General features: G+C 40.3%; 36 protein-coding genes and 3 pseudogenes. 25 read left to right on the top strand and 14 right to left on the bottom strand.

Annotated features, from left to right (window positions below; translation table 11 throughout):
* Positions 1–11 precede the first annotated feature (11 nt).
* On the top strand, positions 12–608 hold the full coding sequence (locus EL268_RS05640; RefSeq protein ID WP_106653614.1) for a sulfite oxidase-like oxidoreductase: 597 nt from the start codon (positions 12–14) through the stop codon (positions 606–608).
* Here the strand turns inward: EL268_RS05640 and EL268_RS05645 are convergent.
* Positions 517–1,350 carry a hypothetical protein gene (locus tag EL268_RS05645; RefSeq protein ID WP_126435370.1) on the bottom strand — a complete coding sequence of 278 codons (834 nt, stop codon included), beginning with the start codon at positions 1,348–1,350 and terminating at the stop codon, positions 517–519. The genes EL268_RS05640 and EL268_RS05645 overlap by 92 nt on opposite strands.
* A gap of 114 nt (positions 1,351–1,464) precedes the next feature.
* Here EL268_RS05645 and EL268_RS05650 point away from each other — a divergent pair, with 114 nt between their 5' ends.
* The 12 genes from EL268_RS05650 to EL268_RS05700 all read left to right on the top strand — a co-directional run bounded on the left by EL268_RS05650 (position 1,465) and on the right by EL268_RS05700 (position 7,860).
* Positions 1,465–1,923 (top strand): phage holin family protein, encoded by a 459-nt coding sequence (locus EL268_RS05650; RefSeq protein ID WP_106653615.1) that lies wholly within the window; start codon positions 1,465–1,467, stop codon positions 1,921–1,923.
* Positions 1,924–1,925: 2 nt separating this feature from the next.
* Entirely contained in the window at positions 1,926–2,744 is an 819-nt protein-coding gene (locus EL268_RS05655) for an N-acetylmuramoyl-L-alanine amidase (protein WP_106653616.1), read from the top strand.
* Entirely contained in the window at positions 2,741–2,893 is a 153-nt protein-coding gene (locus tag EL268_RS32665; RefSeq protein WP_164724436.1) for a hypothetical protein, read from the top strand. The genes EL268_RS05655 and EL268_RS32665 overlap by 4 nt, the downstream gene beginning before the upstream one ends.
* A gap of 227 nt (positions 2,894–3,120) precedes the next feature.
* On the top strand, positions 3,121–3,690 hold the full coding sequence (locus tag EL268_RS05660) for a sigma-70 family RNA polymerase sigma factor (RefSeq protein ID WP_164724437.1): 570 nt from the start codon (positions 3,121–3,123) through the stop codon (positions 3,688–3,690).
* 13 nt (positions 3,691–3,703) lie between these two features.
* Positions 3,704–3,853, top strand: a complete 150-nt coding sequence (locus tag EL268_RS05665; RefSeq protein WP_232030511.1) for a helix-turn-helix domain-containing protein — start codon at positions 3,704–3,706, stop codon at positions 3,851–3,853.
* Positions 3,854–4,005: 152 nt separating this feature from the next.
* Positions 4,006–4,539, top strand: coding sequence for a hypothetical protein (locus tag EL268_RS05670; protein WP_106653619.1), 534 nt, complete (start codon positions 4,006–4,008; stop codon positions 4,537–4,539).
* A 204-nt stretch (positions 4,540–4,743) separates the two neighbouring features.
* Positions 4,744–5,022, top strand: coding sequence for an N-acetylmuramoyl-L-alanine amidase family protein (locus EL268_RS33635; protein WP_106653620.1), 279 nt, complete (start codon positions 4,744–4,746; stop codon positions 5,020–5,022).
* Complete coding sequence (locus EL268_RS33640; protein ID WP_106653621.1) at positions 5,004–5,309, top strand: N-acetylmuramoyl-L-alanine amidase; 306 nt, start codon at positions 5,004–5,006, stop codon at positions 5,307–5,309. Before EL268_RS33635 ends, EL268_RS33640 begins: the two co-directional genes overlap by 19 nt.
* 312 nt (positions 5,310–5,621) lie before the next feature.
* Positions 5,622–6,236 carry a hypothetical protein gene (locus EL268_RS05685; RefSeq protein WP_106653622.1) on the top strand — a complete coding sequence of 205 codons (615 nt, stop codon included), beginning with the start codon at positions 5,622–5,624 and terminating at the stop codon, positions 6,234–6,236.
* Positions 6,237–6,238: 2 nt separating this feature from the next.
* Positions 6,239–7,042 (top strand): phage holin family protein, encoded by an 804-nt coding sequence (locus EL268_RS05690; RefSeq protein WP_106653623.1) that lies wholly within the window; start codon positions 6,239–6,241, stop codon positions 7,040–7,042.
* A gap of 128 nt (positions 7,043–7,170) precedes the next feature.
* On the top strand, positions 7,171–7,482 hold the full coding sequence (locus EL268_RS05695; RefSeq protein ID WP_106653624.1) for a hypothetical protein: 312 nt from the start codon (positions 7,171–7,173) through the stop codon (positions 7,480–7,482).
* A 6-nt stretch (positions 7,483–7,488) separates the two neighbouring features.
* Entirely contained in the window at positions 7,489–7,860 is a 372-nt protein-coding gene (locus EL268_RS05700; protein WP_106653625.1) for a YhjD family protein, read from the top strand.
* 38 nt (positions 7,861–7,898) lie between these two features.
* Here the strand turns inward: EL268_RS05700 and EL268_RS05705 are convergent, their stop codons facing one another.
* The 4 genes from EL268_RS05705 to EL268_RS05720 form a co-directional block, all read right to left on the bottom strand.
* On the bottom strand, positions 7,899–8,114 hold the full coding sequence (locus tag EL268_RS05705) for a hypothetical protein (RefSeq protein ID WP_106653626.1): 216 nt from the start codon (positions 8,112–8,114) through the stop codon (positions 7,899–7,901).
* Positions 8,115–8,222: 108 nt separating this feature from the next.
* Positions 8,223–8,405 carry a recombinase zinc ribbon domain-containing protein gene (locus EL268_RS33910; RefSeq protein ID WP_373863437.1) on the bottom strand — a complete coding sequence of 61 codons (183 nt, stop codon included), beginning with the start codon at positions 8,403–8,405 and terminating at the stop codon, positions 8,223–8,225.
* Entirely contained in the window at positions 8,353–8,619 is a 267-nt protein-coding gene (locus EL268_RS33915) for a recombinase family protein (RefSeq protein ID WP_276330440.1), read from the bottom strand. The genes EL268_RS33910 and EL268_RS33915 overlap by 53 nt, the downstream gene beginning before the upstream one ends.
* 168 nt (positions 8,620–8,787) lie before the next feature.
* The gene (locus tag EL268_RS05720; protein WP_106653628.1) at positions 8,788–9,663 is read right to left on the bottom strand and encodes an alpha/beta fold hydrolase; all 876 of its coding nucleotides are present in this window, start codon (positions 9,661–9,663) and stop codon (positions 8,788–8,790) included.
* A gap of 134 nt (positions 9,664–9,797) precedes the next feature.
* Here EL268_RS05720 and EL268_RS05725 point away from each other — a divergent pair.
* Positions 9,798–10,567: pseudogene (locus tag EL268_RS05725) on the top strand (DNA adenine methylase).
* 43 nt (positions 10,568–10,610) lie between these two features.
* Here the strand turns inward: EL268_RS05725 and EL268_RS05730 are convergent.
* From EL268_RS05730 to EL268_RS05740, 3 genes are all read right to left on the bottom strand, one after another.
* Complete coding sequence (locus EL268_RS05730) at positions 10,611–10,964, bottom strand: DUF3888 domain-containing protein (protein ID WP_106653629.1); 354 nt, start codon at positions 10,962–10,964, stop codon at positions 10,611–10,613.
* A 127-nt stretch (positions 10,965–11,091) separates the two neighbouring features.
* A protein-coding gene (locus EL268_RS05735; RefSeq protein ID WP_126435372.1) for an IS3 family transposase occupies positions 11,092–12,281 on the bottom strand; the annotation gives its coding sequence in 2 pieces (ribosomal slippage) (positions 11,092–11,993 and positions 11,993–12,281; 1,191 coding nt in all).
* 684 nt (positions 12,282–12,965) lie between these two features.
* The gene (locus EL268_RS05740; protein ID WP_106653783.1) at positions 12,966–13,181 is read right to left on the bottom strand and encodes a hypothetical protein; all 216 of its coding nucleotides are present in this window, start codon (positions 13,179–13,181) and stop codon (positions 12,966–12,968) included.
* A gap of 204 nt (positions 13,182–13,385) precedes the next feature.
* Here EL268_RS05740 and EL268_RS33645 point away from each other — a divergent pair, with 204 nt between their 5' ends.
* Together EL268_RS33645 and EL268_RS05745 are read left to right on the top strand one after the other, a co-directional pair.
* A complete protein-coding gene (locus EL268_RS33645) occupies positions 13,386–13,508 on the top strand; it encodes a hypothetical protein (RefSeq protein ID WP_255438255.1) in 123 nt (40 codons plus the stop codon).
* A gap of 14 nt (positions 13,509–13,522) precedes the next feature.
* Positions 13,523–13,980 (top strand): annotated as a pseudogene (locus EL268_RS05745) (ASCH domain-containing protein).
* A 111-nt stretch (positions 13,981–14,091) separates the two neighbouring features.
* On the opposite strand, the gene EL268_RS05750 reads toward EL268_RS05745, so the two are convergent.
* The 3 genes from EL268_RS05750 to EL268_RS33920 form a co-directional block, all read right to left on the bottom strand.
* Positions 14,092–14,499 carry a hypothetical protein gene (locus tag EL268_RS05750; protein ID WP_106653784.1) on the bottom strand — a complete coding sequence of 136 codons (408 nt, stop codon included), beginning with the start codon at positions 14,497–14,499 and terminating at the stop codon, positions 14,092–14,094.
* A gap of 256 nt (positions 14,500–14,755) precedes the next feature.
* Positions 14,756–15,115 (bottom strand): hypothetical protein, encoded by a 360-nt coding sequence (locus tag EL268_RS05755; protein WP_106653785.1) that lies wholly within the window; start codon positions 15,113–15,115, stop codon positions 14,756–14,758.
* Positions 15,116–15,319: 204 nt separating this feature from the next.
* Complete coding sequence (locus EL268_RS33920; protein WP_106653786.1) at positions 15,320–15,682, bottom strand: DUF2500 domain-containing protein; 363 nt, start codon at positions 15,680–15,682, stop codon at positions 15,320–15,322.
* A 110-nt stretch (positions 15,683–15,792) separates the two neighbouring features.
* Between EL268_RS33920 and EL268_RS05765 the strand changes: the two genes are divergently transcribed.
* The 5 genes and pseudogenes from EL268_RS05765 (at position 15,793) to EL268_RS32670 (ending at position 19,315) form a co-directional block, all read left to right on the top strand.
* Positions 15,793–16,611 (top strand): metallophosphoesterase family protein, encoded by an 819-nt coding sequence (locus EL268_RS05765; protein ID WP_407921050.1) that lies wholly within the window; start codon positions 15,793–15,795, stop codon positions 16,609–16,611.
* Between the two features lie 486 nt (positions 16,612–17,097).
* Positions 17,098–17,438: pseudogene (locus tag EL268_RS05775) on the top strand (ArpU family transcriptional regulator).
* A 349-nt stretch (positions 17,439–17,787) separates the two neighbouring features.
* Entirely contained in the window at positions 17,788–18,045 is a 258-nt protein-coding gene (locus EL268_RS05780) for a hypothetical protein (protein WP_232030521.1), read from the top strand.
* Positions 18,046–18,121: 76 nt separating this feature from the next.
* Positions 18,122–18,997 (top strand): hypothetical protein, encoded by an 876-nt coding sequence (locus tag EL268_RS05785; RefSeq protein ID WP_106653787.1) that lies wholly within the window; start codon positions 18,122–18,124, stop codon positions 18,995–18,997.
* 159 nt (positions 18,998–19,156) lie between these two features.
* Positions 19,157–19,315 carry a hypothetical protein gene (locus EL268_RS32670; protein ID WP_164724438.1) on the top strand — a complete coding sequence of 53 codons (159 nt, stop codon included), beginning with the start codon at positions 19,157–19,159 and terminating at the stop codon, positions 19,313–19,315.
* A 698-nt stretch (positions 19,316–20,013) separates the two neighbouring features.
* Here the strand turns inward: EL268_RS32670 and EL268_RS33650 are convergent.
* Positions 20,014–20,142 (bottom strand): hypothetical protein, encoded by a 129-nt coding sequence (locus tag EL268_RS33650; RefSeq protein ID WP_255438744.1) that lies wholly within the window; start codon positions 20,140–20,142, stop codon positions 20,014–20,016.
* A gap of 180 nt (positions 20,143–20,322) precedes the next feature.
* On the opposite strand from EL268_RS33650, the gene EL268_RS05790 reads away from it, so the two are divergent.
* Positions 20,323–20,568: a YolD-like family protein gene (locus tag EL268_RS05790; protein WP_106653788.1), complete on the top strand. Its 246-nt coding sequence runs from the start codon at positions 20,323–20,325 to the stop codon at positions 20,566–20,568.
* A gap of 504 nt (positions 20,569–21,072) precedes the next feature.
* Here the strand turns inward: EL268_RS05790 and EL268_RS05795 are convergent.
* Positions 21,073–21,534, bottom strand: coding sequence for a hypothetical protein (locus EL268_RS05795; RefSeq protein WP_232030276.1), 462 nt, complete (start codon positions 21,532–21,534; stop codon positions 21,073–21,075).
* Between the two features lie 197 nt (positions 21,535–21,731).
* On the opposite strand from EL268_RS05795, the gene EL268_RS05800 reads away from it, so the two are divergent.
* The 3 genes from EL268_RS05800 to EL268_RS05810 all read left to right on the top strand — a co-directional run bounded on the left by EL268_RS05800 (position 21,732) and on the right by EL268_RS05810 (position 24,078).
* A complete protein-coding gene (locus EL268_RS05800; protein ID WP_106653789.1) occupies positions 21,732–22,325 on the top strand; it encodes a YdeI/OmpD-associated family protein in 594 nt (197 codons plus the stop codon).
* Between the two features lie 126 nt (positions 22,326–22,451).
* Positions 22,452–23,027, top strand: coding sequence for a sigma-70 family RNA polymerase sigma factor (locus EL268_RS05805; protein WP_106653790.1), 576 nt, complete (start codon positions 22,452–22,454; stop codon positions 23,025–23,027).
* Positions 23,017–24,078, top strand: a complete 1,062-nt coding sequence (locus EL268_RS05810) for a hypothetical protein (RefSeq protein WP_174769425.1) — start codon at positions 23,017–23,019, stop codon at positions 24,076–24,078. Before EL268_RS05805 ends, EL268_RS05810 begins: the two co-directional genes overlap by 11 nt.
* A gap of 139 nt (positions 24,079–24,217) precedes the next feature.
* Here the strand turns inward: EL268_RS05810 and EL268_RS32675 are convergent, their stop codons facing one another.
* A complete protein-coding gene (locus EL268_RS32675; protein ID WP_164724439.1) occupies positions 24,218–25,258 on the bottom strand; it encodes a fibronectin type III domain-containing protein in 1,041 nt (346 codons plus the stop codon).
* Positions 25,259–25,503 lie beyond the last annotated feature (245 nt).

A 25,503-nucleotide genomic window follows, 5' to 3' on the forward strand; every position in this document is an offset into this window, starting at 1 on the left:
GTGGAACCAACATGTTTATCAATCCATCAACAGACACCAAACGCGACCGTATTCCCCCTAATCAGAAGCAGACGACAGGTTTTCCTGTCCTGCACTACGGGGAGGTTCCTGAATATACAGACCTGTCCACCGAGTGGAGCTTTCGTCTTTTCGGTCTCGTCGAAGAGGAAGTTGCATTGACCTATGAGCAAATGATGGCTCTGCCAAAAGGCGGCACGACCAATGATATTCACTGCGTTACAGGGTGGAGCAAGCTGGACAATGAATGGGAAGGCATTCCGGTGGAGGAAGTTCTGAAGCTGGTAAAGGTGAAGCCGGAAGCGAAGTACGTCATGCTGCACGCTGAGCACGGATGGACGGTGAACATTCCGCTTGTCGACTTCATGAAAAACGGCAATCTGTTCGCTACGAAACATAACGGCGAGGATTTGACCCCTGAGCACGGCTGGCCGCTGCGCTTTGTCATCCCGCATCTCTACTTCTGGAAAAGCGCCAAGTGGGTACGTGGGATTGAGTTTATGGAGAAAGACAAACAAGGGTTTTGGGAGAAGAACGGGTACAATATGTACGGTGATCCTTGGAAAGAGCAGAGGTTTGCTTGGGATTGATTGGGAGAAAAAAGAGGCGGGAAACCGCCTCTTTTTTCGTTTCAAATGAAATAATTTTGCATGCTACTCTTCGACCAGGACCACCAACAGCTTCACCATATGTATCTACTTCAATTCTGGAGAATACAGTTTGCATAATTACTTTCTTGTGGTCAAGCTCAAGATGTGGCCAGTTTTCCTTTATGCTCTGTGCAAATGTCATGACATCTTGTTTTGAAAGCTTATGTATCGTTTTTTCCATAGATGTTTTCATGGGGGAGCTGCTGGGCTGGCTCCTTTTTCCGATGATCTGGGTTAACTTTGGATAGCAGACGTAGAGAAACAGTTGGCTTACGATAAAGTTGCCCATTGTAAAAAACTTCTTATTCGTTGATGGAACGCCGTGTGCGATGAAAGTCGTCCGCACGGTGTAGGCTCGAACGAAAATCCTCAGAAAGAGAAGGGTATAAGTCGAGAATAGCGTTGTACCAATTTCAGATTTGAAGGTGAATGGAGCATCCCCATCAGCTGTTGTCCTTGGATTCAGTAAAGCTGAAGGTGCGACTAGCGTCGTTTTGATGCAGTCAATTGACGGTGGAAATAACTGGTCACCAACAAATTTATATTTAGAAAAAAACTCAACAATTGCGATGGTTTTTGGTTTATCACAAGGTACGACATACCATTTTAAACTGATTGTTACAGGTGGTAGTAGAGCTGGGGAATCGAATGTCACTTCTGTTACCTTATAGCGTTTAACCATCAACTGCCCTCGGGATAACCCGGGGGAGTTTTTTATCATCAAGACTGTGAACCTGCCTCGAACCCCTCGGGGCTATTTTTATTGCCCCGAGGGGGTGAGGAGGAAGATGAGTTGATGAAGTTTTTACAGAGTTTAGATAACGTAGTGACCCCGGCAAACGGAATGGCAGTAACTACGGGAGTGTTTCTTACTCCGATATTTCAATACCTCTATGGAACTGGCAGGATGGATATCTTGTTTGTGCTATTTTTCATGATCACACTTGATTGGGTCACGGGCATATCCGCAGCGAAAAAGGATAAGTCCTACACGTCAGAATACGGCCTATCCCGAATCCCGCGTTCGCTGTTTCTTTTAGCATTGCCAGCCGTTGCTAACACGCTAGATCGGGTGATGGGTACACCCGGTTTTCTGTTTTATGGAGTTACATTCGGTCTACTCTATCACACATGGAACAGCCTCACAGCAAATGCTCACCGAGCTGGTTGGCCTGTTCCGAAATCGATTGTTAACTTGGTCGGATCAGAAATCAAAGCAAAGGCTGAGAGAGCCGCAAGAAAGGAGCAAAAATAAAAATGAATATGACAATACCAGACGCGCGCGTTATGGACGTTCGCACCTCTTTACCACGCCACAAAACATTAAGGTATGGACGGCGTAAGCCATCAGATATCCGATCGGCAGCCATGCATCATTCAGCTACAAAAAGCGGAACACCGGAGGCATTCGCAGGTTATCATGTCACCACGAACGGCTGGCCGGGCATTGCCTATCATTTTGTGATCCAAAAGGATGGGGTGATTTACTGGTGTAACGATCCAGAAACAATTTCCTACCACGTAGACAATAGCAACCGTCATGCGCTAGGCATTTGCATTGTCGGAGACTTCCGGACACAACAACCAACCGCTGCACAGCTCGATGCGGCGAATCGCCTGATACAGCACCTGCAGGTACAGATTCCAACTATGAAGCAGGTGCTTGGTCACCAGGAGTACCCCGGCTATGCGTGGAAAAACTGCCCTGCATTCCCGATGGGTAAGTTTCGGTCGGATTATTCACAGTATTTACAGAAGCCTGTGGACAAACCGGACAAACCACAGCAAGTACCGGTTGCTATTAGCCTGAATGGTTCACTGTTATCAGTCACTGGTTTCCTACAGGGTGGTGTGTTCATGCTTCCTGTAAGAGCGGTAGCCAATGCTACTGGTGGAAAAGTGGAGTGGATCGCGGCTACCCAAGATGTGCGTGTAAACGGCAAAGATTTAAACGAGAAGATTATAGAGGGATCGGCATATGCTCCTGCTCGTGAGATGGCTGCCGCGCTTTGTCTTCAAGCTGAGTGGGATGGGAAAACCCAAACCGTGAAACTGAGAGGTTGTGTTACAGAATGATAGACTGGCTGAAAAACAACAAAAAAAGCATGCTGTTTATTCTGACTGGCGTCCTTGGCATTATAGGAGCTGCCATTGGATTAAGCGAAGACTTGCAACTCCAAATCGTTAGTATCTTTGATCATCTGTTGTCATCCCCTCGCCCTTAATAGGGTGGGGGGTTATTTTTTTGGATTAATTTTTTCGAGTGTAAGGCATGAGTATCTGAAATTACATATACTTACAAAAGTTTACACTACAGGATTATTAAGCAAACAAACTGGATAGTTTAGTAAAATGGATAGAGTGGTTCGGGACGTGTCAGTGTGATTATGGCACATCTATTTTTTTTATCAGAAACGCGAACGTACGATCTCTTTTTGAAAGGAGGCATTTCGTGATTAAACTTACAGACGAAGCTAATCAGAAGTTGCTGGATGCATTTCTAGCTCAAGCAGACAATCAACTACTATACCAACGAGTGCTTACTTCACCGGGCGACACTCAGAGGAGTGATGAATTGGATAGTAGACTTCAGGAGTTTTACGCTGAGGTCCAATTGACCAAATTTATTTCGTCACTCATTCGTTTTACAGCTATCGAGTTGGCTGTTCGAAATCAAAAGATAGGCAAGGTATGCCAGCCTACAGACGAGATTGAAATGGTTGTAGACAACCTTGTTAGCGACACTAACAAAAGTGAACGGGAGGACACATCTGAGTGGGAAGATGTATTAGCTGACAAACGAGTTTTGGATGCTGTTCAAACCCTCACTGAAAAGGAACAGGAGATACTTAAACTTCTATATTTGAGGAATCTCAAAGAGGCAGAGGCTGCGAGTCTGTCAGGCATTAGCCAACAAGCCGTTTCTAAAACAAAGAAACGAGCGTTACTGAAGATCAGAAAACAGCTAGAGGGAGGCGGAATACATGAGCCTGTTAACACTGGTAAAGCGAGCACAAAATAATGATGAGAGTGCAATGGTAGAGATCATAGAAAGATTTGAGCCAAAGATTCGGAAGTCGTTAAAATTTACGGATATAGGTGTACGTGAAGACATACATCAAGAGATAATATTTCGAATGATTAAAGCTGTCAAATCGTATAAACTTCCGAAGAAAAGTAACTGATTTATTGATAATGCTGAACCCCTTATGATTATATAAAATACGAAAATTTGGCTATGGGAAGGAGAGGGCTAAAGTCCTTTCAATTTTTATACAAATTTTGGTATAATGCAGAAAATGTACACACACTGTATAAAAACTATAAGGAGTGTCCAATGATAAAAAAAATTGCGATAGGAGTAATTATTTTATTCTTGGCTGGGTACGCATTTATTACTCAGATACAAAAGGAGGGGATAGAGTTAAGGGTAAAATCTCTAGCAGGACATAATTTGTTTCTCCTTGTGACTACTTACCAAGACATTGAAAGTAAGTTTCACGAGGAAACATTTAATAGGGAAAGTGTAAGTAATATTGAAGATAAACTTGTAGAAGTAAAGGCATATTCAATAGTTGCTGATAGTATTGTGGGGAACGAATATCTACAAACAATTACAAGCAGATTCCAAGATATCTTTGCCCACCTTGAAAAGAGCCAGAAATCCATGGAACTTAGTAAGGATCAAACTAAAGAGTTAGTTGAAATAAATAGAATGATGAAAGAATTTATTGATATTATATATCAAACCTATTATGTTAATGATGAAGAAGGCGGATCAGCTGAATTGAACATAAAAGACTTCAGTAAGGTAGAAGCATTTCAAAAGAAAATTACTGAGTATTATAATCAAATTAACCAAAAACTATAAACGTAATTCTTTTATTTGCTAATACTAGTTTTTGATATTCATACTCTTATTAAATGTACATCCTAAATCACAATTTTGTGAAATGGGATGTTTTTTTATATTTTCTTTTCCTAAGGTTGTATTTTCAATCAGGTTTTTCACTTTATATATTGAAAGGAGATTCTGGCCAGAATACCTTACCCAAATTTAAAAGGTGGAATCACAATGGATTTGACAGGTAAAAGGATTGCTCTTGACCCAGGACATGGCGGCGATCATCCAGGCAAAGTATATAAGGGTCGGCAAGAAAAAGATGTTACTCTGATGTTTAGTAAAGTTCTTAGAACCATGCTTGAAACAGAAGGTGCAAAAGTTTATATGACGCGTATTACTGATAAGGATTTTGGTGGTTCGACCGACGCTAAGGATGTCAATGAGCGAGTAAAAAAATCAATAAGTATTACGCCAATGACGATCTTGATATTTTGCTCAGTATTCATGTGAATACTGACAATCGTTTTAATCGTGTTGGTGCAGCCTATCAAGAGGGTGGAAAAGCATCCAAGATTTTGGCTGAGAATATTGCAACAAAGTATACGACCTTCCAGACACAAGCAATAGCTTGGTCGGACGACTTAGCAGTATTGAGAGATACGACAGTAGCTGAAGCAAAAGCACTCCTTGAAATTGGTAAGATTAATCAAGATTGGTATGATGATCCTGATCAAGTTGAGCGTGCAGCATATGCGATTGTAGCTGGAATTTACGACTACTTTCGAGAAATTGAATAACAATCCAAAAGAGTGAGGTTGCCCTTAGGGTTACTTCACTCTTTTTTTATATTCATATCAGGTGTATTAAATAATGACCAAAAGACCCAGTTCTAGTGTTGATTCAATATACTTCCTTCGGAGCAATCCGGGGAGGGCTTTTGTATTTCAATAAAAATTGTTAGAAACAATCATGAACGGTCTATGCTATGTAAATATAAAAACAAGGACAAGTAGTCCAAATGATCTATATTCGAAAGTGGACAAGAAATCAATTGAATGCAATAATAAATTAAAAACTAGAAGATAATTACAGGCTAGGAGAGTATTAGTATGGAAATGATTGGATCATCAGTGTTATTGGGATTGAATTTTCAAATATCTGCTCCGCATTTAGATTCAATTACAGAATCAGAAGCCGAAAAAATAAAAAGCGATTTTGACTTTGAAGAAGTAAAATTACTTAGGGACGGTATCCAATTTGAAAAAGGATTCCCATTTGTCTCTGCGACATTTACTAAAAACACTGTCGTGATTTATTTAGTGTATGGAAGTATTAATACTAACTTAGTAAACTTATTAAAGGCTATGAACCTATTTACTGATGAATGTAAGTTAATTTTAAACAAATTAGAGATAATTAACACGCTCAATGTAAAAGATCCGTTGCCCGAATTATTTGAAGAAAGTTATATAGACTATTTGAAAACACCTGTGTCAACTGAAATTAAAACCGAATACATTATAAATGACACCAATGTACTATTTATCGCGCGTTTTTCAGATAATAAAAACCTATCTATTGTTTCCGTTGAAAAAAATGTACAAATTACCGATGAAGAGAAACTTTCAGATATCATAGACGAATACAGAGATATTGCAACAAAAACTAATTTGGACTTCTTTATGGCATGGCCAAAGACTAGAAATCAGTTGAAGAGGACTTAATTATGTTAGAAAACAAAGGGTTTGATCTTGAGAATTATATTGAAGGTCTAGTTCATAAGTCAGAAGAAACGAATGAAATTCAAGCAAATATCGAAACCATTATGAAGTCGACACGAGATCTTTATTGGTCTGTGTTAAAAGCAAAACAAAAAGGCGACATTACTGAGACATTTGATAATGCTTACATAGGAGTTATTGAAGTTGCTCTAAAGTATACGGAATTATCTCGAAATGAGCTCGAAAATCTAGGTACTGAATCTGATCACTTATCACATATAATGTCACAACCTAGTTGTGAAGGTGATAGTACTATGACAAAAAGGGTTGCTGGAGTATCAATTGTTCCACTCGATGAGTTGAAACATGCATGGAGTAATCTCGTGGAGTACAGCAACGCAAAAGCCTTTTTTACACTTATAGGCACTATACTCTCAGTCCTCATTGGTCCTTTAACCAGTGTTACTTGGGCATTTATTGTATTAACGATTATTAATTTTATAATGAGAATGGTTGCAAATAAATTTAGAAAGCAAGATGATTATATTCGACTTCAAAGAAATATCGGGATGTTCCTTTGGTCTTATACACTTCTTGCGATAGGGAATACACTAGGAGGATTTGTGTCCATAAATGGGTTGCCTAACGGCACGTTCCCAGCATTTATTCTAGTTGTATTAGTGTGGACTGAATTGCGCGGGATCGTGGAAAACGCAAAACTTGCAAACCTGAATGTTCCTTCTATTTTGGATCGTATCGTTAACATTAAAGGTAACAAAACAGAAAAAGATATAGACCCTCCATTTTAATTAGATCATTTAAGGCGAATAATTCCTCTTAGCTCAAAGCCCCAGTATTGTGGGGTTTTTTTGTTTGCATGTTCGCAATCTGTTCGTATATAATACAAACAAATGTTCCTGTTTGGGGTGGTTGTGCGATGGAAAGAATAAACACCGGTATTGATAGCCAACTTCAATCTGTTCCCTTATTGTATGAACATCACTACGAGGAAGTCATGACCCCGTTACCACCGGTTGATTCAGACGTCTTGGCTGAAATGAATGTCATTATTTACGACTTTGTTCGAAAAGACTTTGCGATCAATGTCAGCTGGCTTGAGGACTGTATCCGTCGAGAATGGGGAGTGGTCAAGGATATCGACCGAATCGAGAACAAGATCAAGCTTGTTCGAGTCGATAGTGTATGGTGGGTGCCCTTGGAAAAAATGCTGCAGGTAGAGCGGGTGTAGTTGACCATGATTCAACCTGACCAATGGCGAGAGATACTACACGAAACGATCCTATACGTCATGCTTTTTAAGGCAATCGCGCTTGATGCAGAAAGCCTTAATCAGGATCAGCTCAAAATGTCATACCGCCCCATGCTCGATACCGTATCGATGTGGGCAGAGCGAAAACACCAAGAATATCGGAGCCAGTTTGGGCAGCTCGGTGGAAAAATTCATGTGCAGAAAACAACCGATGGCTTTTTATATCGTGTCCTTGTGACTGTCCGTGGCCGACAGGAAGAATGCATTTATAATGTGGAACATTTAAAAGCTGAATGCCAGGTATGGCTTAACAATTATCTGTACGACGCCAAGCAGCTAGCGCACGGGCGTGCATAGTATGGACAGAGGGATTATTGCAGAAAACAACCCGCCTCTTAGAATCCTTTCTTGTGGTCAAGCTCAAGATGTGGCCAGTTTTCCTTTATGCTCTGTGCAAATGTCATGACATCTTGTTTTGAAAGCTTATGTATCGCTTTTTCCATAGATGATTCTGACATGAGTTGTGCCCTGATAGTCTCTTCATGTTCATTTTCTTCATGCATGCGGAGTTTGAGGTCATCTAGGCTAATTACATCATTAGCAAAGGCCATCTGCCATTTCTTTTTCCGCTTTTGTATTTCACTTAATTCACGCTCTAATTGAACGTAATCAGGGACAGTAAAGGTAACATGATTATCATTGACTACTTCAATTTCTTTTTACCATGATTCGTCTATAATGAAATCCATTTGTTCAAGCATAAGCTTTTCAATCGTGTCTTCTGCTATTACGGGGATATCGCATATTCCCTGTGCAAATCGGCCGCTGCATCTGTAAAATCGGTAATTTCTAAGCTTTTGCTTTTTTTTCTCCGCCTTGGAGGGGACTGCCGCAGCGGACACTTTTTAAAATCCCGGTAAACGGAAAGCAGACATTGGTCTTCTCGCGGTATATTAAGCGCTTTTTAGTAAGAATAGAAACAGCCTCGAAATCTTCCTCGGAAACAAGTGCTTCATGATCACCATCTATCATGATTTCTTGGTTTGTTTTCTTACCCCCGCCTTGCCTATACATCCATCTCATTTTTCCCATATAAACCGGATTTTCGGAAACGATGGGGTCACATTAAGTAAACTACTTTTACCAACGAACAAAGGACATTGCGACACTACAGATGATCTTCAATCACTCACATCCGGCAATCACACTGAAATACATCGGGATTACACAAGATCTGATCGACAAGGCGGTGAAGACTTCAGTTTATAGGTTACACAAGCTCAATTATGTTAAGCCTGACTGTTTATCTAGATTTTTGAAAAACGATAAGATTTCTTGACTTACTTCTTTATAGTGGTCAAACAACATAATATGCTTTGTCTCAGGTATGCTTACACATTTGCTTAGGGGGTGTGCATACTTCAATACTTCATGTATGAATTGGTTTTTTTTATCAAAGTTCCGGTGAATGGCTGCAGGGAGAAAAAGTATTGGACATGAGAGGTTTTTATATAAGCTCTCAAGTTTAAGATCGTACAAAGATCCCATGATTTGAATAAATGTTTGATTAGTGGTGTAGAGGGAAAAGTGCCCAGCTTTTTGTTTACGCATCGAGATTGCCCAACCATCGGTGACTGCCTTCTCAAGAACATGATTCCAGTCGGTTCTGCGTGCTTTCTCGTAATTAACGTAGTCTTCGATCGAAGAGAAAACTAAATCTGGTTCCCGGAGTTTCTCAAGAAAGGCTTCCTTTTTGTCAGCAAATTTACCGTTTGGCCCTGAATGATTTTGCATTGCTCCATCAGAATTAACGATGGATAAAACTCGGGAAGGAAATTTTGATGCTAAGTATGTACCAACGTAACAACCGAGGGAACTTCCTACAATATGGACGGCATCAAAATTAAGAGAATCTAGAACGCCTATTAAGTCAATCGCAAGGGTTGAAATTTCGTAATCAGTTTCAGGTTGATCAGATTCTCCGTGACCACGCAAATCGATGGCAATTGCAGTGTAATGATCCACAAAATAGGGTATTACCCCATTCCAAACAACAGCATTGCCGCGAATAAAGTGGAGAAAGATTACTGGTGTACCTGAATCACTAAATTGGTGAACCATTATCTTAATGCCGTTGGTATGTACTCTAAATTTCTTCATGATTACCCCTCATGAAAAATTACGACATGATATTTATATTAGCACAATGCTCACGGAGATAAACGAAGCGGAAGGAGGCGCGACAGGTGAGTAAAATACCGCGAATTTTGCACTACCCCAGGAGCAAGTGGAGCATGGCTGACTGGATTATCAGTCACATGCCGGAACATACAACTTATCTGGCACCCTTTTTCGGTAGCGGTGCAGTTTTGTTCAACAAGGAGCGATCGATACTTGAAACTGTGAATGACCTGGACGGGGAAGTTTCAAATTTGTTTTCGGTCATCCGCGATAATCCGGAAGCTCTGGCCAGAGCAATCAGTTGGACACCATATGCCCGCGCCGAATACTACCGGGGCTATGAGTCAGAAGGAGACGATTTGGAGCGAGCAAGACGTTTCCTCGTCCGTTGTTGGATGGCACGCGGCGGAAAGACCAGCGACCGCACCGGATGGCGGCATATCATCGACCTCAACGCTCCCCACCCAGCAAAGGACTGGCAACTACTTCCGGATAAGATCATGACAGTTACAGACAGGCTGAGGGGTGTGCAGATTGAATGCCAGCCTGCGGTAAAGCTGATGGAGCGATACAAAAACGACCAGAAGTGTTGATCTACGCTGATCCACCGTACATTCTCTCTACTCGTAGTAAACGAATGTATAAGAACGAAATGAAGGACGTAGAGCATGAAGAGCTTTTGGAAACGTTGCTGGCGCATCCTGGTTCCGTTCTGCTATCCGGTTACGACCACCCTATGTACAACGACCGACTGCGGAAGTGGCAGCGTGACGAACGCAAAGTACAGGCAGAGGCGGGCAGATCAAGAACCGAAGTTCTGTGGATTAACCCGGTAGCTGCCGAACATGGACAGCAGACAATCTTTTCGCTGCCGGGGATATAACGGATGGATACAAAATGTGTAGTTTGTCAATTGATGAGAATACTCATGGTTTAAGCCACTTGATATTGTAGTTAATTACTTCTCCCTCGGGCAGCTTGATCGTCATCGTTTCAAGTGCATAAGGTGGGTTGTGTGGTCCGGCAAATGTTTTAACTCGGATGGTCACGTTAAAGTGGGTGAGTTTTCTTGGGTCTGGTCTACTTACATCTAGAATTTCTTCCACGCCTCTATACCACAAACGATTCGTACCATTTATACGTACTGCGTTCCCTATCTTATCTAACATTGCTTCTATAAAAGCACGTTTCATTAAGTAGCATTCAGTTTTACTTTCAGTAGCATGGACAGGTTGCGAAAAAAGCAGGGTTGTTAGTACGAAGATAATTATTTTTTTCATGAATAGTCCCACCTCAGTTTTAGGGGATAGGTTCTCCAGTAATACTATCCGTTATTTAACAAAATAGTTATTGAAAAAAGCCCTTTAATTGGTCTTACCCCTGTCAAGTAGACACAATAAAAAAAGCCTAAGCAGCCAGTGTGTTTCGGTATTCAACCGGGGCACACTGGTTTAATTTTTTCTGGAACCGTTCATGGTTATAAAACCAAATGTATTTTTCAATGGCTTGAAAGAGATCTTCTTCTGTCTTACACTCAGTAAAGTACAATGTCTCAGTTTTGAGGTGCGAGAAAAAGGATTCGATGCAGGCGTTATCAAGGCAGTTTCCTTTGCGAGAGTGGCTGCCACTTATGCCAAGTTCCTTTATTCGCTTATTGTACTGTCGAGACGTGTATTGGAAGCCCTGATCTGAATGTAGGGTTGCTTTCAGCACGTCTCTTTCTTCGTTTAGCTGCCCCACAGTGTCTAACACAAGTTGTAAATCATTTCGCTTGGAAACTTTCCAGGCAACAACTTCGTTGTTAAAAAGGTCCTGAATGACCGAAAGGTAATAGTAACGGTTATGAAGTGCAACATACGTAATATCTGTTACAAATACCTCATTGGGCTTGTCCGCTCTAAACTTACGGTTAAGTAAGTTGGGATATACAATCGAAGGTGCTTTACCAAAATAGCGGCGCTTCCTCCTGATGATGGATTGGAGGTTTAATTCTTTCATCAGGCGGTATATTCGCTTATGATTCGCATTCAATCCCTTCTTCTTTAATGCTACCTGCATTCGTGGATAACCATAGTATGGATGCTCCAAATGAATCGCCATCATATGCTTTTTCAGAATCTGATCTAACTCATTTCTTGCTGACGGCTTTCCTTTGGTGCTAAGCCATTTGTAAAAACCCGACCGTGACACTTGCGCAATTTCTACCAACCACGTTAGTGGATATTTTTTACGCAGCTCGTCTATGATCGTAAAGCGAGTTATTTTCCATACCTTCCCCCCAGATGCAGATTGGGATTGCGCTTTTTTAGGTATTCTACCTGCGCCTTTAGATAGTCCCTTTCTTCTTCCACAGTAGCAAACTTGGTTCTTGGACGACCAACAAATGGGGTGTCACTAGAACCATTCTTTCCTCTTTGATCCACAAAACCTTCGCCTTTATTCTTCTTTCGGACCCATTGTAGAACTTGTGTTTTACTAGGTATCCCTAATTCCTTAGCTATTGCTTTAGAACCCATCTCTCCCTGTTGATACATGTTTACTGCCCTCAGCTTAAACTCCTCGGAATAACGCTTGAATGTTTGACCTTTTTTAGCCATGAGAAAATCCCCTCCAAGTAGAGTGTACCACCCACCGTTAGGTGAGCGGGCTTTTTACACTGTCTACTCAAAGGGGATAATATCATAATAAAAGGGCCGATAAATTCGATGAGTATCTGTGTCGAAAACTACATCAACTTTAATGTCAGGTGAGTATGGGAGGAGTTCGAAGTCAAAGAGCTTACAAAACACATGAGGGAAATCACTTGTTTGTTCACTCTGCTCTACGCAAAAGCGGAACATATTCTTCAATTCATGCAGTTTGTGTTTCTTTCCATGAAGGATAATATCATCAGTAAAGTGACTTGTCACTTCAATCAACATCTAAATCATGACCGAGTGCTAATCAGTCGTTATAGCAACAAATGATAACTACCATTTTACGACAATTTGAAGTTAACACAACGGTAAATATGTTAATTAGGACCTTTCGGCAAATCTGTTATGCGATTACTTCTTAACGCAAGCCATCTTTTAAGATCCGACCACATCATTTTTGTTGTCGCGATCGCAAACAATCCAATCCACTTATCAGCATGACTAGGGGAATCATCCATAAAGCCCATATAGATACATGCAGCAACTGATAGGAACCAAATAATAGCGAATAATGGCAATGTAATCACCTCTTAGAGGAATACGCCAACGAAACAAAATTGTTTCACTTGTTCATTTACAAACTGCTCAGAAAGATAAACCGTATGTAAAAATCGCCTCTCTAAGGACAGGGTGTCCGAAAATGATGAATAGCAGGAGCAAAATTACTGATAATCCACCAACTAAACTTACCGTAGCAAACCCTTTATGTACTTTTCCGATCAATGGAAATATTGCAATCAGTAGTATTCCAAGAGATAAGACAAGAAGTAACAGCATTTTAAAAATCAATGGTTCATACATTACAAATCCTCCTTAGGAAATCCAACAAATACCAATTGTATCCCATATGGAGGACATTAGGAAGTTGCTTTACAAATTGTGTAGGGAAATAATTATTGGTTGCCAATATTTTTAACATCCAGAACTCTCTTCAATTGTTCATCAAGATTCCAATTTAGTGGCTTAGGTTCTCCAACCGAGCAATTCTTGGAACAGGATATGTCGGTGAAGGAAATCAAAGATTTGATAGATATCAAGCTGGATATGATGCTGTTTTTTCCCGAAGACAAGGCAGCGCTTATTGATGACATAAAGAAACTGCGAAGCAGGCTTATAGAAGCAGCTTGAATGGAGGGAACCAAGTGAAAGCCATAACCATTCACCAGCCATGGGCGACACTGATCGCCCTCGGGGAAAAACGATTCGAAACTAGAGGCTGGCCAACTAGGTACCGCGGACCCATTGGGATTCATGCCGCTAAGAAAGTGGACAAGGAGATTTGCCTACAAGAGCCTTTCCGAAGTGTTTTGGATTTGCACGGGTATACAGCAGACAATTTGCCAACCGGGGCGATTGTGGCAACATGTAGTCTTAATGATTGTCTCCCAATTTCTTTATCGGATGACGGAATCATTGCGTATGGCGGTGAAACCGGACACAAGTCGATAAGGATCGACGGACATGAAAGGCTCTTCGGATGGTTTGAACCAGGTCGGTACGCCTGGGAAAGACGAACGTAAAACGAATCGATCCGGTGCCAGCAAAAGGGCAGCAAGGACTCTGGAATTGGGGAGGGGAACGGGATACAAGTAGTATGTAAGATAATGTTTCTGCGGATGGGAATAAACCGGCAATGGTTTTTTGGATATTTAAGCGTCGTTACGGATAAAAGACTAGGTGTTCCTTCTAGGTAGCTACATTTCAAATTAAGTTATTTGTGTCGACCTTCAGCAATTCTTGCAAGAACAAGTTTTCTAAGGTCATCATCTTGTTCATCAACAAGAATTTGAAGGGCCTTGAGAGTTGCCTTTTTATTAGCGGCAATGCTCCTTCTAACGGAAAAGTCAGGATCATGAGCAAGTTTTACTTGCAATTCTTCAGGGAGCTTATTTTTTGAAGCGACCATGCTTCGAACTCTCCACTCTGGATGTTTTGCAAGGAGCTTGAGGATCTCAATAGGAACTGTTTTGTTTTGAGCAACCCAAAAAGACATGTCTGGATAATGTTGAATTACCTCATGCCAAACATCCAATGGGGCTTCCTCCCAAGCTGCACGAAGATATTCATCAGGATTCTCACTTGTTCTAAGTCTTACAAATTCTTCGGCGGATGTAATCACATAATCATTCCTCTTCGCTGATGGTGTTGGGATTATTTTACAAAAACGTCAGTGAAAAATCATTAGCTTAACAAAACATTACTTGTGAGAAGAGGAAAGTTGGAATGAAGCGTAGCAGACATATTTTCCCAGTCAATTTGCAAGCGAAAAGATAAAACTCCTGCAAGGAGACAGGAGTCGAAATGTTTGCTCGATATATCGAGACTTCTGACGCGACCGAAGCAATTGTACAACTGCGGGTCCATCATCTTTCCTTTTATGGCGATTTAGTTATTACCCAAGTTAATACTCTTCTAAAAGCGCCAGTGGGGTTATAGATCTGCATAAACCATCTATCTAGTCCAAGTGGGTAATTTGCAAGCACATATACAGGTTCAAGTTGTTCAATGATCCATCCAGCGCTGATAACCCTCCTAGTACCTTCTGGTGCTGGTATCAAGTTAATATATTCATATGAATATGGTCTAATTTCGATGGGCTGAAACCTGTGGCGCCAAAAGCCATTTCCGAGACTTTCTGTTATACGTACATTTTTGCGACTTAGAGTGATGATTTTTATCCGTTTTACACCTCTTTTTTTCACAATCTTGGATGATGATCTTTTTTTCTTTTTCATGTTTTCACCTTCTACGCTTATTTAAGTTTCGTAGGATCAACATATGAAGAAAAAGAGATAATGCTTGGACTAATTTACATGAGTTAAAAAAATGGGGGAATTCAATAATTAAAGCTCAGACTGAATAATTTGAACCCAGAGCTACTGCCGGCTATTTTAACACAAGAGAAAATGTAAAAAGACGACCCTGTTTTACAAAGGTCGTCAGGTAAAACTCCTATATCCACCTAAGGGGTGATATGTCAACATACCTGCATCTCCTTCGACATACAAGGCATAGTCACGAGAGCCTACTTCGAATTCCGTTCTTGTTCCGTCACTTAGTTGAAAAGTCATGTAATAGTTTGTTGATATACTTGTATTATTCCCGCCACCTGAGATGTATGTACGTTTTCCAATTAGTTTAGCAGGAACAGTCTCGAGAGGGGTTCTATTATAAGTGATAAAATACCTGATCACTAAAGTGGTTAAGACTATGGTTGAAATTCCTCCTCCAACAAATACAACGAGAAATATAACCCATTTTATAACACTATCACCCATAAATGTCATGAAAGCATCAAACATTCAAAAAATCACTCCGAGTTTTTGATTTAGATGATAAACAAAAAAATGTGATTAGTCATATTTTTTACAAGAAACAAATGATTCAACTTAATATTTCGAGTGAAAAGCAGGTGAGCGGCTTGAACACAGGATTTGATCTTATATCAGACGTACATCTTGATTTTTGGGTGAAAGTTGAAAATCCTCTACACAAAATGGTGCCTCAAATTAAGAATTTTATTAAAGGAATCTTACCTGATGTTCACCATAAAACGCTTGTCATTGCTGGTGATCTGGGCCATTATAATTGGCAAAACAAAATACTGATTGAAGAGTTGAAACAGATATATGAGCACATTCTGATAGTTCCAGGAAACCATGATTATTATTTGGTTAGTGCAAATCAAGAAAAGCAATACCGAGGAAAATCTCTTAATCGAGTTATCGAGATGAAAGAAACTTGCAGCTTGCTTACCAACGTGCACTATCTTGATGGCGACATGGTAGAGATCGATGGCATTACCTATGGTGGAGTTGGCATGTGGTATGACTTCTCTTATGGGATGAAAGTGCTTGGATATTTAGAAGAGGCCCTGTATTCCAAATGGTGGGATATTATGAATGACTCCAGACTGATCAAGGGTTTGTTGGACAAGTCATTTACATTTGCAGATGAAGAGAAGAAGAAACTTGATGCTATCATTGAGTCCTCAAATGTAATCATCACACATGTTGGTGGCGATTGGAGTAAGGTAGACCGTGACTTGGTTAATTCATTCTATTTCTTTGACGGAAGCCCTTATTTTTCGAAGCTTGAAGGCAAGATTTGGTGCTTTGGGCACACTCATCAACGCTATGATTACGAAGCGTATGGATGTAGGTTTGTAAATGCTGCACTCGGATATCCAGACGAAAGCGATGATCGAAAAATATTGCAGATCAAAGTGTAGAAAGAATGCGAGTGCAAAACATTTTAGAATTGTGGAAAGGGGATAAGAAATATGCAAGGACATTCATATTTCTATCACAATCAGTACACCGAAAAGCACGTTCATATTCAAGCGTATGAAATGATAGCAAAAAATGGGTAGAGGCAACTCTCTTACAGAGAAGGGATCTATCGTGGGATGTTTTTTTCGATGAGTTAAGTGAATCGGAGTTCCAATCAATATTTAAAGATAATCCCACGTATGATGATGACCATTTTGGTGCTTTTCTCTTTAATATCCATGATGTAGAGGAAGGTAAAAAAACGTTTGAAAAATGGATTCGTGAAGTTTTTAGCGCTCACCGGAAACAAGAAAAAAATTGATTAAACATCATTATTTCGGGAGTCAAACAAAAGAACAAAAAAAGAACCTCCCAAATGGGAGCCCGTATATATGTTCGTCTAAACTAATTATATCATGGGCTTACCGCGAGGGGGAATTGGAAAGATGAGCGCACAGGTACAACTGTCATTTCTGGAACCAGTAGATGAAAAAGAAGTCAGAAAGGCTGTTGTTAAAGCATTAAAAGAATATAAAGCCCTCCGTGTTGCTGTCCAAAATAAACAGGAGCGACAGGAAAAGGGCATTGATCAACTGTTTCCACAGCTTAAAAAGTCTGAGTCCACGAATGAGTTGAAAGCAAGACAGATTGAAAGGGCATTGCAGTACTCGTTGGATGAAGTAGAGCGTCAGATCATTGAAGAGACTTAGGTCTGACAAAGGACCAATTCTACACAAAAAAGAAAGAGGCAATTATGCAAATTGCTACGGCACTCGGGATGATCTGAGTGCTTTCTATTTTAATAACGTTCGTTCCGCTTACAGGCAGTTTAGAACAATGAACCAAAAAAAGGGGAATTGAATATTTTACCGAATATCGAACATTTTGGGGAAACTATTTAAAAGGGGTATTTTATTGAAGAACTATGAAATTAAGAGAGCGACCTTGGATGAAAAGGAAACACTCAGCAACCTTTTGCAATTCTATATTTACGATTTCTCTGAGTTTATGGATTTGCAGATTGAAGATAACGGGAAATTTGGTGAATATCCGTTAAACGAATACTGGACAGATTGCTCTAGGTTCCCTATTTAATATCGCTAAATCAGAAAATTGCTGGTTTCGTCTTGGTCAAATTGATAAATAGAGATGAAGATGACTCATACTTTTCGATTGCTGAGTTTTTTATTATGAAAAGATTCCGGAGAACAGGGTTAGGTAAACAAGTTGCTAAAGATATATTTAATATGCATAAGGGACCATGGGAAGTATACCAAATTGATAGTAACGAGCCCGCACAACATTTTTGGAAAAAAACAATTGAGGAATACACTGGAGGCAAATTTACTGAGCGAATCGAAATTGGAAGAAAGACACAAGTGTTTGTTAGTTAATAACTCGGGTTAAAGCAGTAAGGTAAGATTACGCTAATGGGGTCATTAGTTTAAATAAATAAGGAGAAGTTTTCTGATGAATATCGAGTTGAAACGTTTGCTCGAAGAAGATCAAAGAGATTTAAAGAATACCCCAGTTAATCGTGTAGAAAGAGATGTGTTAAGGAGGAATCGGGTAAGAGGAATTCTTTCCGAAGGAGGGGTGACCGAAGGAATTGATTTTTTTCACGCTGCGTTAATCTTCCAGCACGGTGACTCATTAAATGATTGGTTTCAAGCGCATGAATTAGCTAAGAAAGCAAGTGAGCTCGGTTATTTCGAAGCAAGATGGCTCGCTGCTGTAGCTCTGGATAGATGGCTTGTCTGGCAAGGTAGGCCAGCAAAATATGGTAATCAGTTGATTCCTTTTGGTGGAACCTATCGTTTACCATGTGTTGATCCAGTTACAACAGATGAAGAGAGGAAAAAGTGGGGTATAGCTACTCTCGCTGATTTACTTGCGTTTCATGGTCTTCGTGGCTTTGCTTCAATAGAAAAAGAAAATATTGTTTCAGCAGCTGTTGAAGGATTTCAGATTAACGTGGTTAGACTTAACCGTCATCTTGTCCATAGCCCGAATTTAGAAGGTGTTCACTGCGGTTTTGATGAAGAAAATCGTACTATCTTGGAAAATTCATACGGCTGGCGCTGGGTTATAGATAATATGGGCGATTTTATCACTTGCTGGCTTTCTTTGCCTTATGTCCCTAAGATAGCCCATATCATAACTGGTGAAGAATCTCCCTCTTTCGAAATAACCGAGTACCAGAACCGTCCTGCAATATGTGTTAAGTGCAATGGTTTGTTGACCCTCTATTTTTTAAAGCAAGAAGAAATTTGGGCAGTTTCTGGACGTGATCATAATGATATAGTGAAAATTTCGAGTAAGGTTGGGGGGCATACTGGAACTTAGTGTTACAGAGTGGGTTAAGTATCCATTCAACTAACGGGATCGATAGCTGAATTCGAAAACCACTTTTTAGTGGTTTTTTCTTTATTACAGAGCAAAATCCCGACAAAAAGATGGATAAAACCCCGACAAAATCAGGGATAAAAGGAAGGACGATTGGAAATGTTTGATTCGGTAATCTTGAGTCAAGAGCAAGCAGCATCGGCTCTTGGGAGATACCGTCTATCCCTTATCAATGGCGTACCGGTACATGTCGAATGGGCGATGAAAGCTGTTGGTTTACCAAGCAGAGCAGCAGGAGTCCTAGCGCACATGATGTGAAATAACACAACGCATGCCTTGAAGTTGCGGCGAAGGGTACGGGGAACGTGTGAGAGCGTAGTGAACGCTTTTTACATTGTTTTTGTATTGTTCGTTGCAATAACGGCCATGACCAATCTGCTTGGGCGTTCGTCATTGCAACAAATTTGTATGTGCAAGTGATGGCATGAATAGATACGCAAATAGGAAACGAGCAGCACGAGAAAATCACTGCCATCGTTGTGTATGGGCTAATGTGCAAGGGAACAAACTACATTGCTTGCGTCCCTTTGTGAAAGACGAAGAGAAAAAGACAAAGAGAAAGTAGCAGCGCCTAGCAAACAGGGACTCTGCGGCGTTTAATCACCACATTTGCGAGTTTAGGCCCCAGATACTCGCTCCCTGCTTGGTGGGCGTGCCACATTTGTTATTTCCTTCTGAACCGAGTCTGTCTCTAAAGTCAATCTTAGAATTTTTCAGTTCCACTTTCAGGGAATTTATCACAAAAAACACCTCGTTTCACTGTCTAAGGTGAATCGAGATGTTTTAACATTCGTTTGTTATTTAGTTATTCGGGCATTATCTTTTGATTAACCAACAGGCGCGACGTATCAAGCGAAAACATGGCATCATGCAATCGGGAGAGAGCCAGTAACGCGTTATGTAGGGGGTCCATCACAACATGCTCAGATGGACCCGCTTTATCGTTTTAGTAAGTCTTAATCGTCAAGATCGTTTCGAATCTCTCTAAGCCTTTGTAGAGCTTCCCGTAGGGCTTCAATTGCATCTTCGAGGATACGTTCCACTTGTCTAATTTGTTTCGCTTCATTATTGTTTTGGTTTCCCATACTCTATCCCTCCTTTACAAATAACTGGCGATTAACAAGTGTACAAACAGAACTTGTTCTATCGCTAAAATAATGCTATGTGAAAAGTTGTCCGCCCGTGCGTTAGGGGGACAAGATTGGGTGACAAGGTATTAATTTTGATGCATAAGTTTAGAAAGAAGAGGATCTAGGGGGAATGACATGGCAAAAGCATCTACACTAAAAAGACCTACTCGAGAAGAGTTTGAATTAGAAGAATTGGGAAATCAGCTCGTTGAAGCAAAGGATGACGGGGATGAAAGGTCACTGACTGTTTGGGGAATGTCTGAAAAAGTACGCGGGCGAATCACAGTTCTTGATTCGCGTACAAGGCTAGTTCATGTAAAAGAAAACGGAGCAATTAGGAAGATTCCTTTTCTGGACATTATGAAGGTGAGTTACGAGTAAGGAAGTTTTACCAATATTTATACATGAAATAGCTGCCAAATCAAGCCGATAAAGGTAATGTAATATGAAATCTAGTGTAGATTCTCTTGGGGATAAGGCGTACGACTTAATCTGTGCAGATGGGTCTACGCTATTTTTTTGTGGCAAGAGAAGGTATGCATACCTATATATACTTGTAGTAAATACTGAGCTGATAACCTACTATATTGATAAGCACTTTTTTATTCACGTATTACTTCCTGTGTACCCCAATTTGCTAAAAGCAGTTGGGGACTTTTTTGTTTCGAGGTGACAACATGTTTATTTCTCCGTTGCTATTGGAACAAGTCGATAAACCATTCTTAGACCCTCGTTCTCCCTGTACCACAACAACTATAATAAATGTACGGTGATCTTTGGAAAGAGCTGAGGTTTGCTTGGGATTGATTAAAAATGAAGAGGCGGATCATTTCCGCCTCTTCATTCGTTTTATTTGAGACTTAATTTCGGTTAAACATAATCCGTTCACAAAATACACTGAAACAATCGATAATCAGATGGACTACGGCCCGTCATTCGGCAAAGTCTCAGATAACTGTACGCGTATTTATAATAATGGCCATGCCTGCTTTCAACTAATGCCTGTTCCCAGTAGGAAGCTTCTAATGGATTCAACTCGCCTTCCGTAACCGTCAACTCCGATGCAACCGGATTTTCCTCGAGTGTATTTGCATAAGCCAAGAGGTTGATTCTTGCGTAAAAGGCCGGATCGAGATTGTCGTGTACATCATGGCCATAAGCTTGTTTCATTTCTACAATAGCATGACCATGCGTAAGGATATGCCCCAACTGCATATCGCCTTTCTCCATTTGCACCGGTCTCTGAAAGTTATGGAGCAAGTCAAGCAAAGTCTCCGGAGTGAGCGGTAATCTTACACCTGTATTTGGTACGCCGGCAGGATCAATGACGATATTTTCTCCATTCACAGTAACAAAACCAGGATTCGATTTTTAGCAAGCCCATTTTTTATAGAAATTGATATCCAAATCAATCACCTTCTCAATCTGATAGAGCGTATTCTTTAAAAGAAGGAACCTGAATACATGATGATAGAATAATACAAATACGATAATGTCAAAACTAAAAATTGACATGACACCAACTAGATGAGAGGTGTTCCTTGGTGACAACAAGCAAAACGAATCCTAAGGTTGATGAATTTTTAAACAAGGCAAAAAAGTGGAAGGCTGAATTTGAGAAGCTCAGAAGCATTGTTCTTGACTGTGAGCTGACCGAAGATTTTAAGTGGATGCATCCTTGTTACACGTTTGAGAAAAAAAACATCGTTTTAATACATGGATTTAAAGAATATTGTGCGCTTCTGTTTCAAAAAGGTGCCTTGTTAAAAGATCCAAATGGGATTCTCATTCAACAAACGGAGAATGTACAGGCTGCGCGCCAGATCCGGTTCACTAATGTGGAAGAAATCATGGAAATGGAACCCATTTTGAAGGCCTACATTCATGAAGCGATTGAAGTGGAAAAAGCGGGTTTGGAAGTGAACTTTAAAAAGCATGAAGAATACAGCATTCCTGAAGAATTTCAAAATAAATTAGATGAAATCCCTGCCTTGAAAACTGCTTTTGAAGCATTGACGCCAGGACGGCAAAGAGCCTACCTTCTTCATTTTTCAGCACCCAAGCAAGCCAAAACGCGAGAGTCAAGGGTTGAAAAATGCATGCAGCAAATTCTTGATGGTAAGGGATTACATGATTAATTGAAAGAAGGGGCGGGAATCGACCGTCTCTTTTTCGTTTGCAAAAAAAAATTGAAGAAAACCGAACCTTTTTCCGATCGAGAGACAATATAGGGTGTAAGCTGCTTACTCAGGAGGGCCCTCTGAATGGAAAATGAAGAGATGTATCAATTACTTATAAAAATGAAAGAGGGTGATGAACAGGCATTTCATACGATGTATGATGCCACCTTTCAGGACGTATACCGGACCGTCTCCTTTCTGGTGGATCATAAGCAGGATCGGGAAGATGTCATGAATGAAATCTATATGCAAATGTGGACCTCACTGGCTAATTACGATACGAACCGTCCTTTCCAGTTCTGGCTGCATGGCCTGGTAATCCGTCAAGTGCAGAGATTTCGGGTCAAGAGCTGGAGGAGATTCCGCATTGTTGAACGCATTCGTTCCTTCTCCCACGAAGAGTCTTATTTGGATGAACATACTGCGTTGATGGATGGAACAAACCAAATGATATCCCAGTCCATACGAAAACTGACCGACAAACAGCGGACAGTGATTATCTTCCGCTTTTATCACGACTATACTCTTGAGGAAATTGCGACGTTGCTTGATATTCCGCTGGGTACAGTCAAGTCCAGATATCATGCTGGCCTCCAGGCGCTTCGAAAATACTTAGGGAATCTCCCCCTGGAAAGGATGGAAAAGATCAATGACTATTGAACGCAAAATCCGTGAACATCTGCATGAAGAGGCAGAAACGATGGAATGCCCGCCGGCCATTTCCAAAAGAATCGAACAATCTTATTCTAACTATTTGCAACGAAAAAGGAGCGGAATAACCATGAAAAAACGATTAATTGGTGGAATTGTTGCTGCTGCGATTTTGATTCCAACCGCAGCATTTGCGGCCCCTGTTGTGATTGACATGCTTACTCGAGCACCAATGACTTCTGAACAAGTCAAGCTGGATGAGGCTGGGAAAGCAACACTTGAGAAGCTGTATCGTGCCATTCCCGAAACAAAATCGTTTGAGATTATTAATGCAAGCTACCTTGGAGACCCCAATGATTCAACCAAAAAGGTCCAACTAAGCATCGTCTTGCAGGAAAAAGGGGGAACTGGCAAAAAGATTACCCTCCATACAAACGGTATTACGGATGAGATTCAAGACCTGACGCAAGAGAATTGGGAGCCTAAGGAGAAACCACTCATTACTTTACCTGATCAGGAAATCAAGGGGAAGGTAGATCAGCTCATTGATCAATTGTACGGCAACATCAAAGATTACGAGGTTGCCATGGAGCAAATGGACAATCCAAATGAGAAAACTTTTATCTTGAATTACACCAAGAAGGGATCAGAGGGAGAGGGTTACCAAGTGTTTGTTCAGGGGAATACAATTAGTCTTTCTCCGGTAGCTCCTACACCTTCAAACAGTGAAGTAGAAGGTTATTTCTCCAGAGACGGTAAGCCTGATTATACTGCTGATAATTTTATAAACGATGAAAAACTGTTTGCTCTACTAAAAATGACCCCGACAGAGTTAAAAGAAGAACTAGCCAAAGGAAAATCTGTTGTGGAGGTTGCAGCATCGAAAAATATCTCGAAACAACAAGTCATTGATGTGATTGCAAAAACACAGGCTGAAGGACAGCTTCAAGATGGAAAAAATAAAGTAACGATCAGCGATGATTTACTGAAACAAATGATGAAAGCAGTTGAACCAAAAGTCGTACAAGTAATTGAACACAAAACGGAAACGAAATGGTAGAAATATCCTATTATGTAATTTTGCTGAGCAACACGGTTTGATAAAAGGGGAATGGGCATGCTGCTTAGGCATACCCTAATAGCGGAGTCATAAAAAGTACGAGGCACCTTCCTGTGCTATAGGAGGTGCCTTCGTCGTGTTATTTTGTAAATTCCATTACTTCAAAGGATTGAATTTTGCTGAATGCTACATAATCTTTTCGAGCAGTAAATGGCCCCTTGTTAAAGTCCTTATCGAACATATATGTTTCTTTGCCATGACCATCTGCACGTCCATTATACCAGTCGATGAAGTCTTGTACTTCAGATGCAGTTAGTTCAAATTCTTTTTCAAGGCCACTGATCATTTTAATAACAAGAAGTGCATTATCACCAGTTGGTTTAGGATCAGGATCAGTTGGCTTATCACCATTCAATGTGGCGTCATCTTCATTTGAAGTTGTGCTCTCTACGCCATTAACAATAGCAGTAACAACATAGTAATAAGTTACTCCTTTTTCAACGTTCAAATCGTCGTATGTAGTATTCATATGATTTGTTTCGATAGTTTCGTATGGTCCGCCAGGTGTTGTAGAACGCTTAATCACGTATCCTGTTGCATCGTTAACAGAACCCCAAGTGAGTCTGATAGCAGGATCATTAGGTGAAGCGGTGAGGTTTAAGGGTTCATATGGAAACAAAATTTCACCTGATTCATCAATATCAATAGCATCAAGACCCATTGAGGTATTGGAAGTACTAGTTTTATTGATAATTTCCACAGTATGTCTCGTGTTAGGTAAATCCAATATTTCAAACTTAAGCACTTGTCCAATATGTGGACCGTGTTGGGACATTTTAGTAGCCATAACCCCATCAACGTAAACCTCAATCTCATCACTTCTATTAGTAAATTGACCACAAATCAAACGTAATTTGGTACCAGAAAATTCGAATTTAATCTTATCTCCAATTGTATTTGTGAATTTCTCAGAACCTTTGTATCCAACGTTAGTTGGCCCGTCATGAAAGGTACCTTCAAATATGATATTTGGAACATTACTACTATCAATTCTTTGCCATCCTGCTTCTGGTGCTGTTAATCGTTCTCCCAGAGTCGCAGCAAAAGCACTTGTTGAAAATAAAGAAATCATAATGAAAAACAATGATAATAGCGTAAGATACTTTTTAGTATTTCCCAATTGATTCAACTCCTTAAGAATTAGTACAGCTAACTGTTTTAATTAATGTATAAATCTTACAAGGTTGGTTGTGGGAAATGTAGTCTTATGTTCGATCTTTTATAACAATATACTTAAGAGTTATTCCCTTCAAATGAAAGGAATACTAGATGATTTGCAATAGCCAATGTATATCTATTTCTTTTCGTTTTACAAAATATGTATATTGATATAAAGTTAACAAAGAATGGAAAAATATCAAAGTG

This window comes from Brevibacillus brevis (genome assembly GCF_900637055.1).
GTDB classification, from domain to species: Bacteria; Bacillota; Bacilli; order Brevibacillales; family Brevibacillaceae; genus Brevibacillus; species Brevibacillus brevis.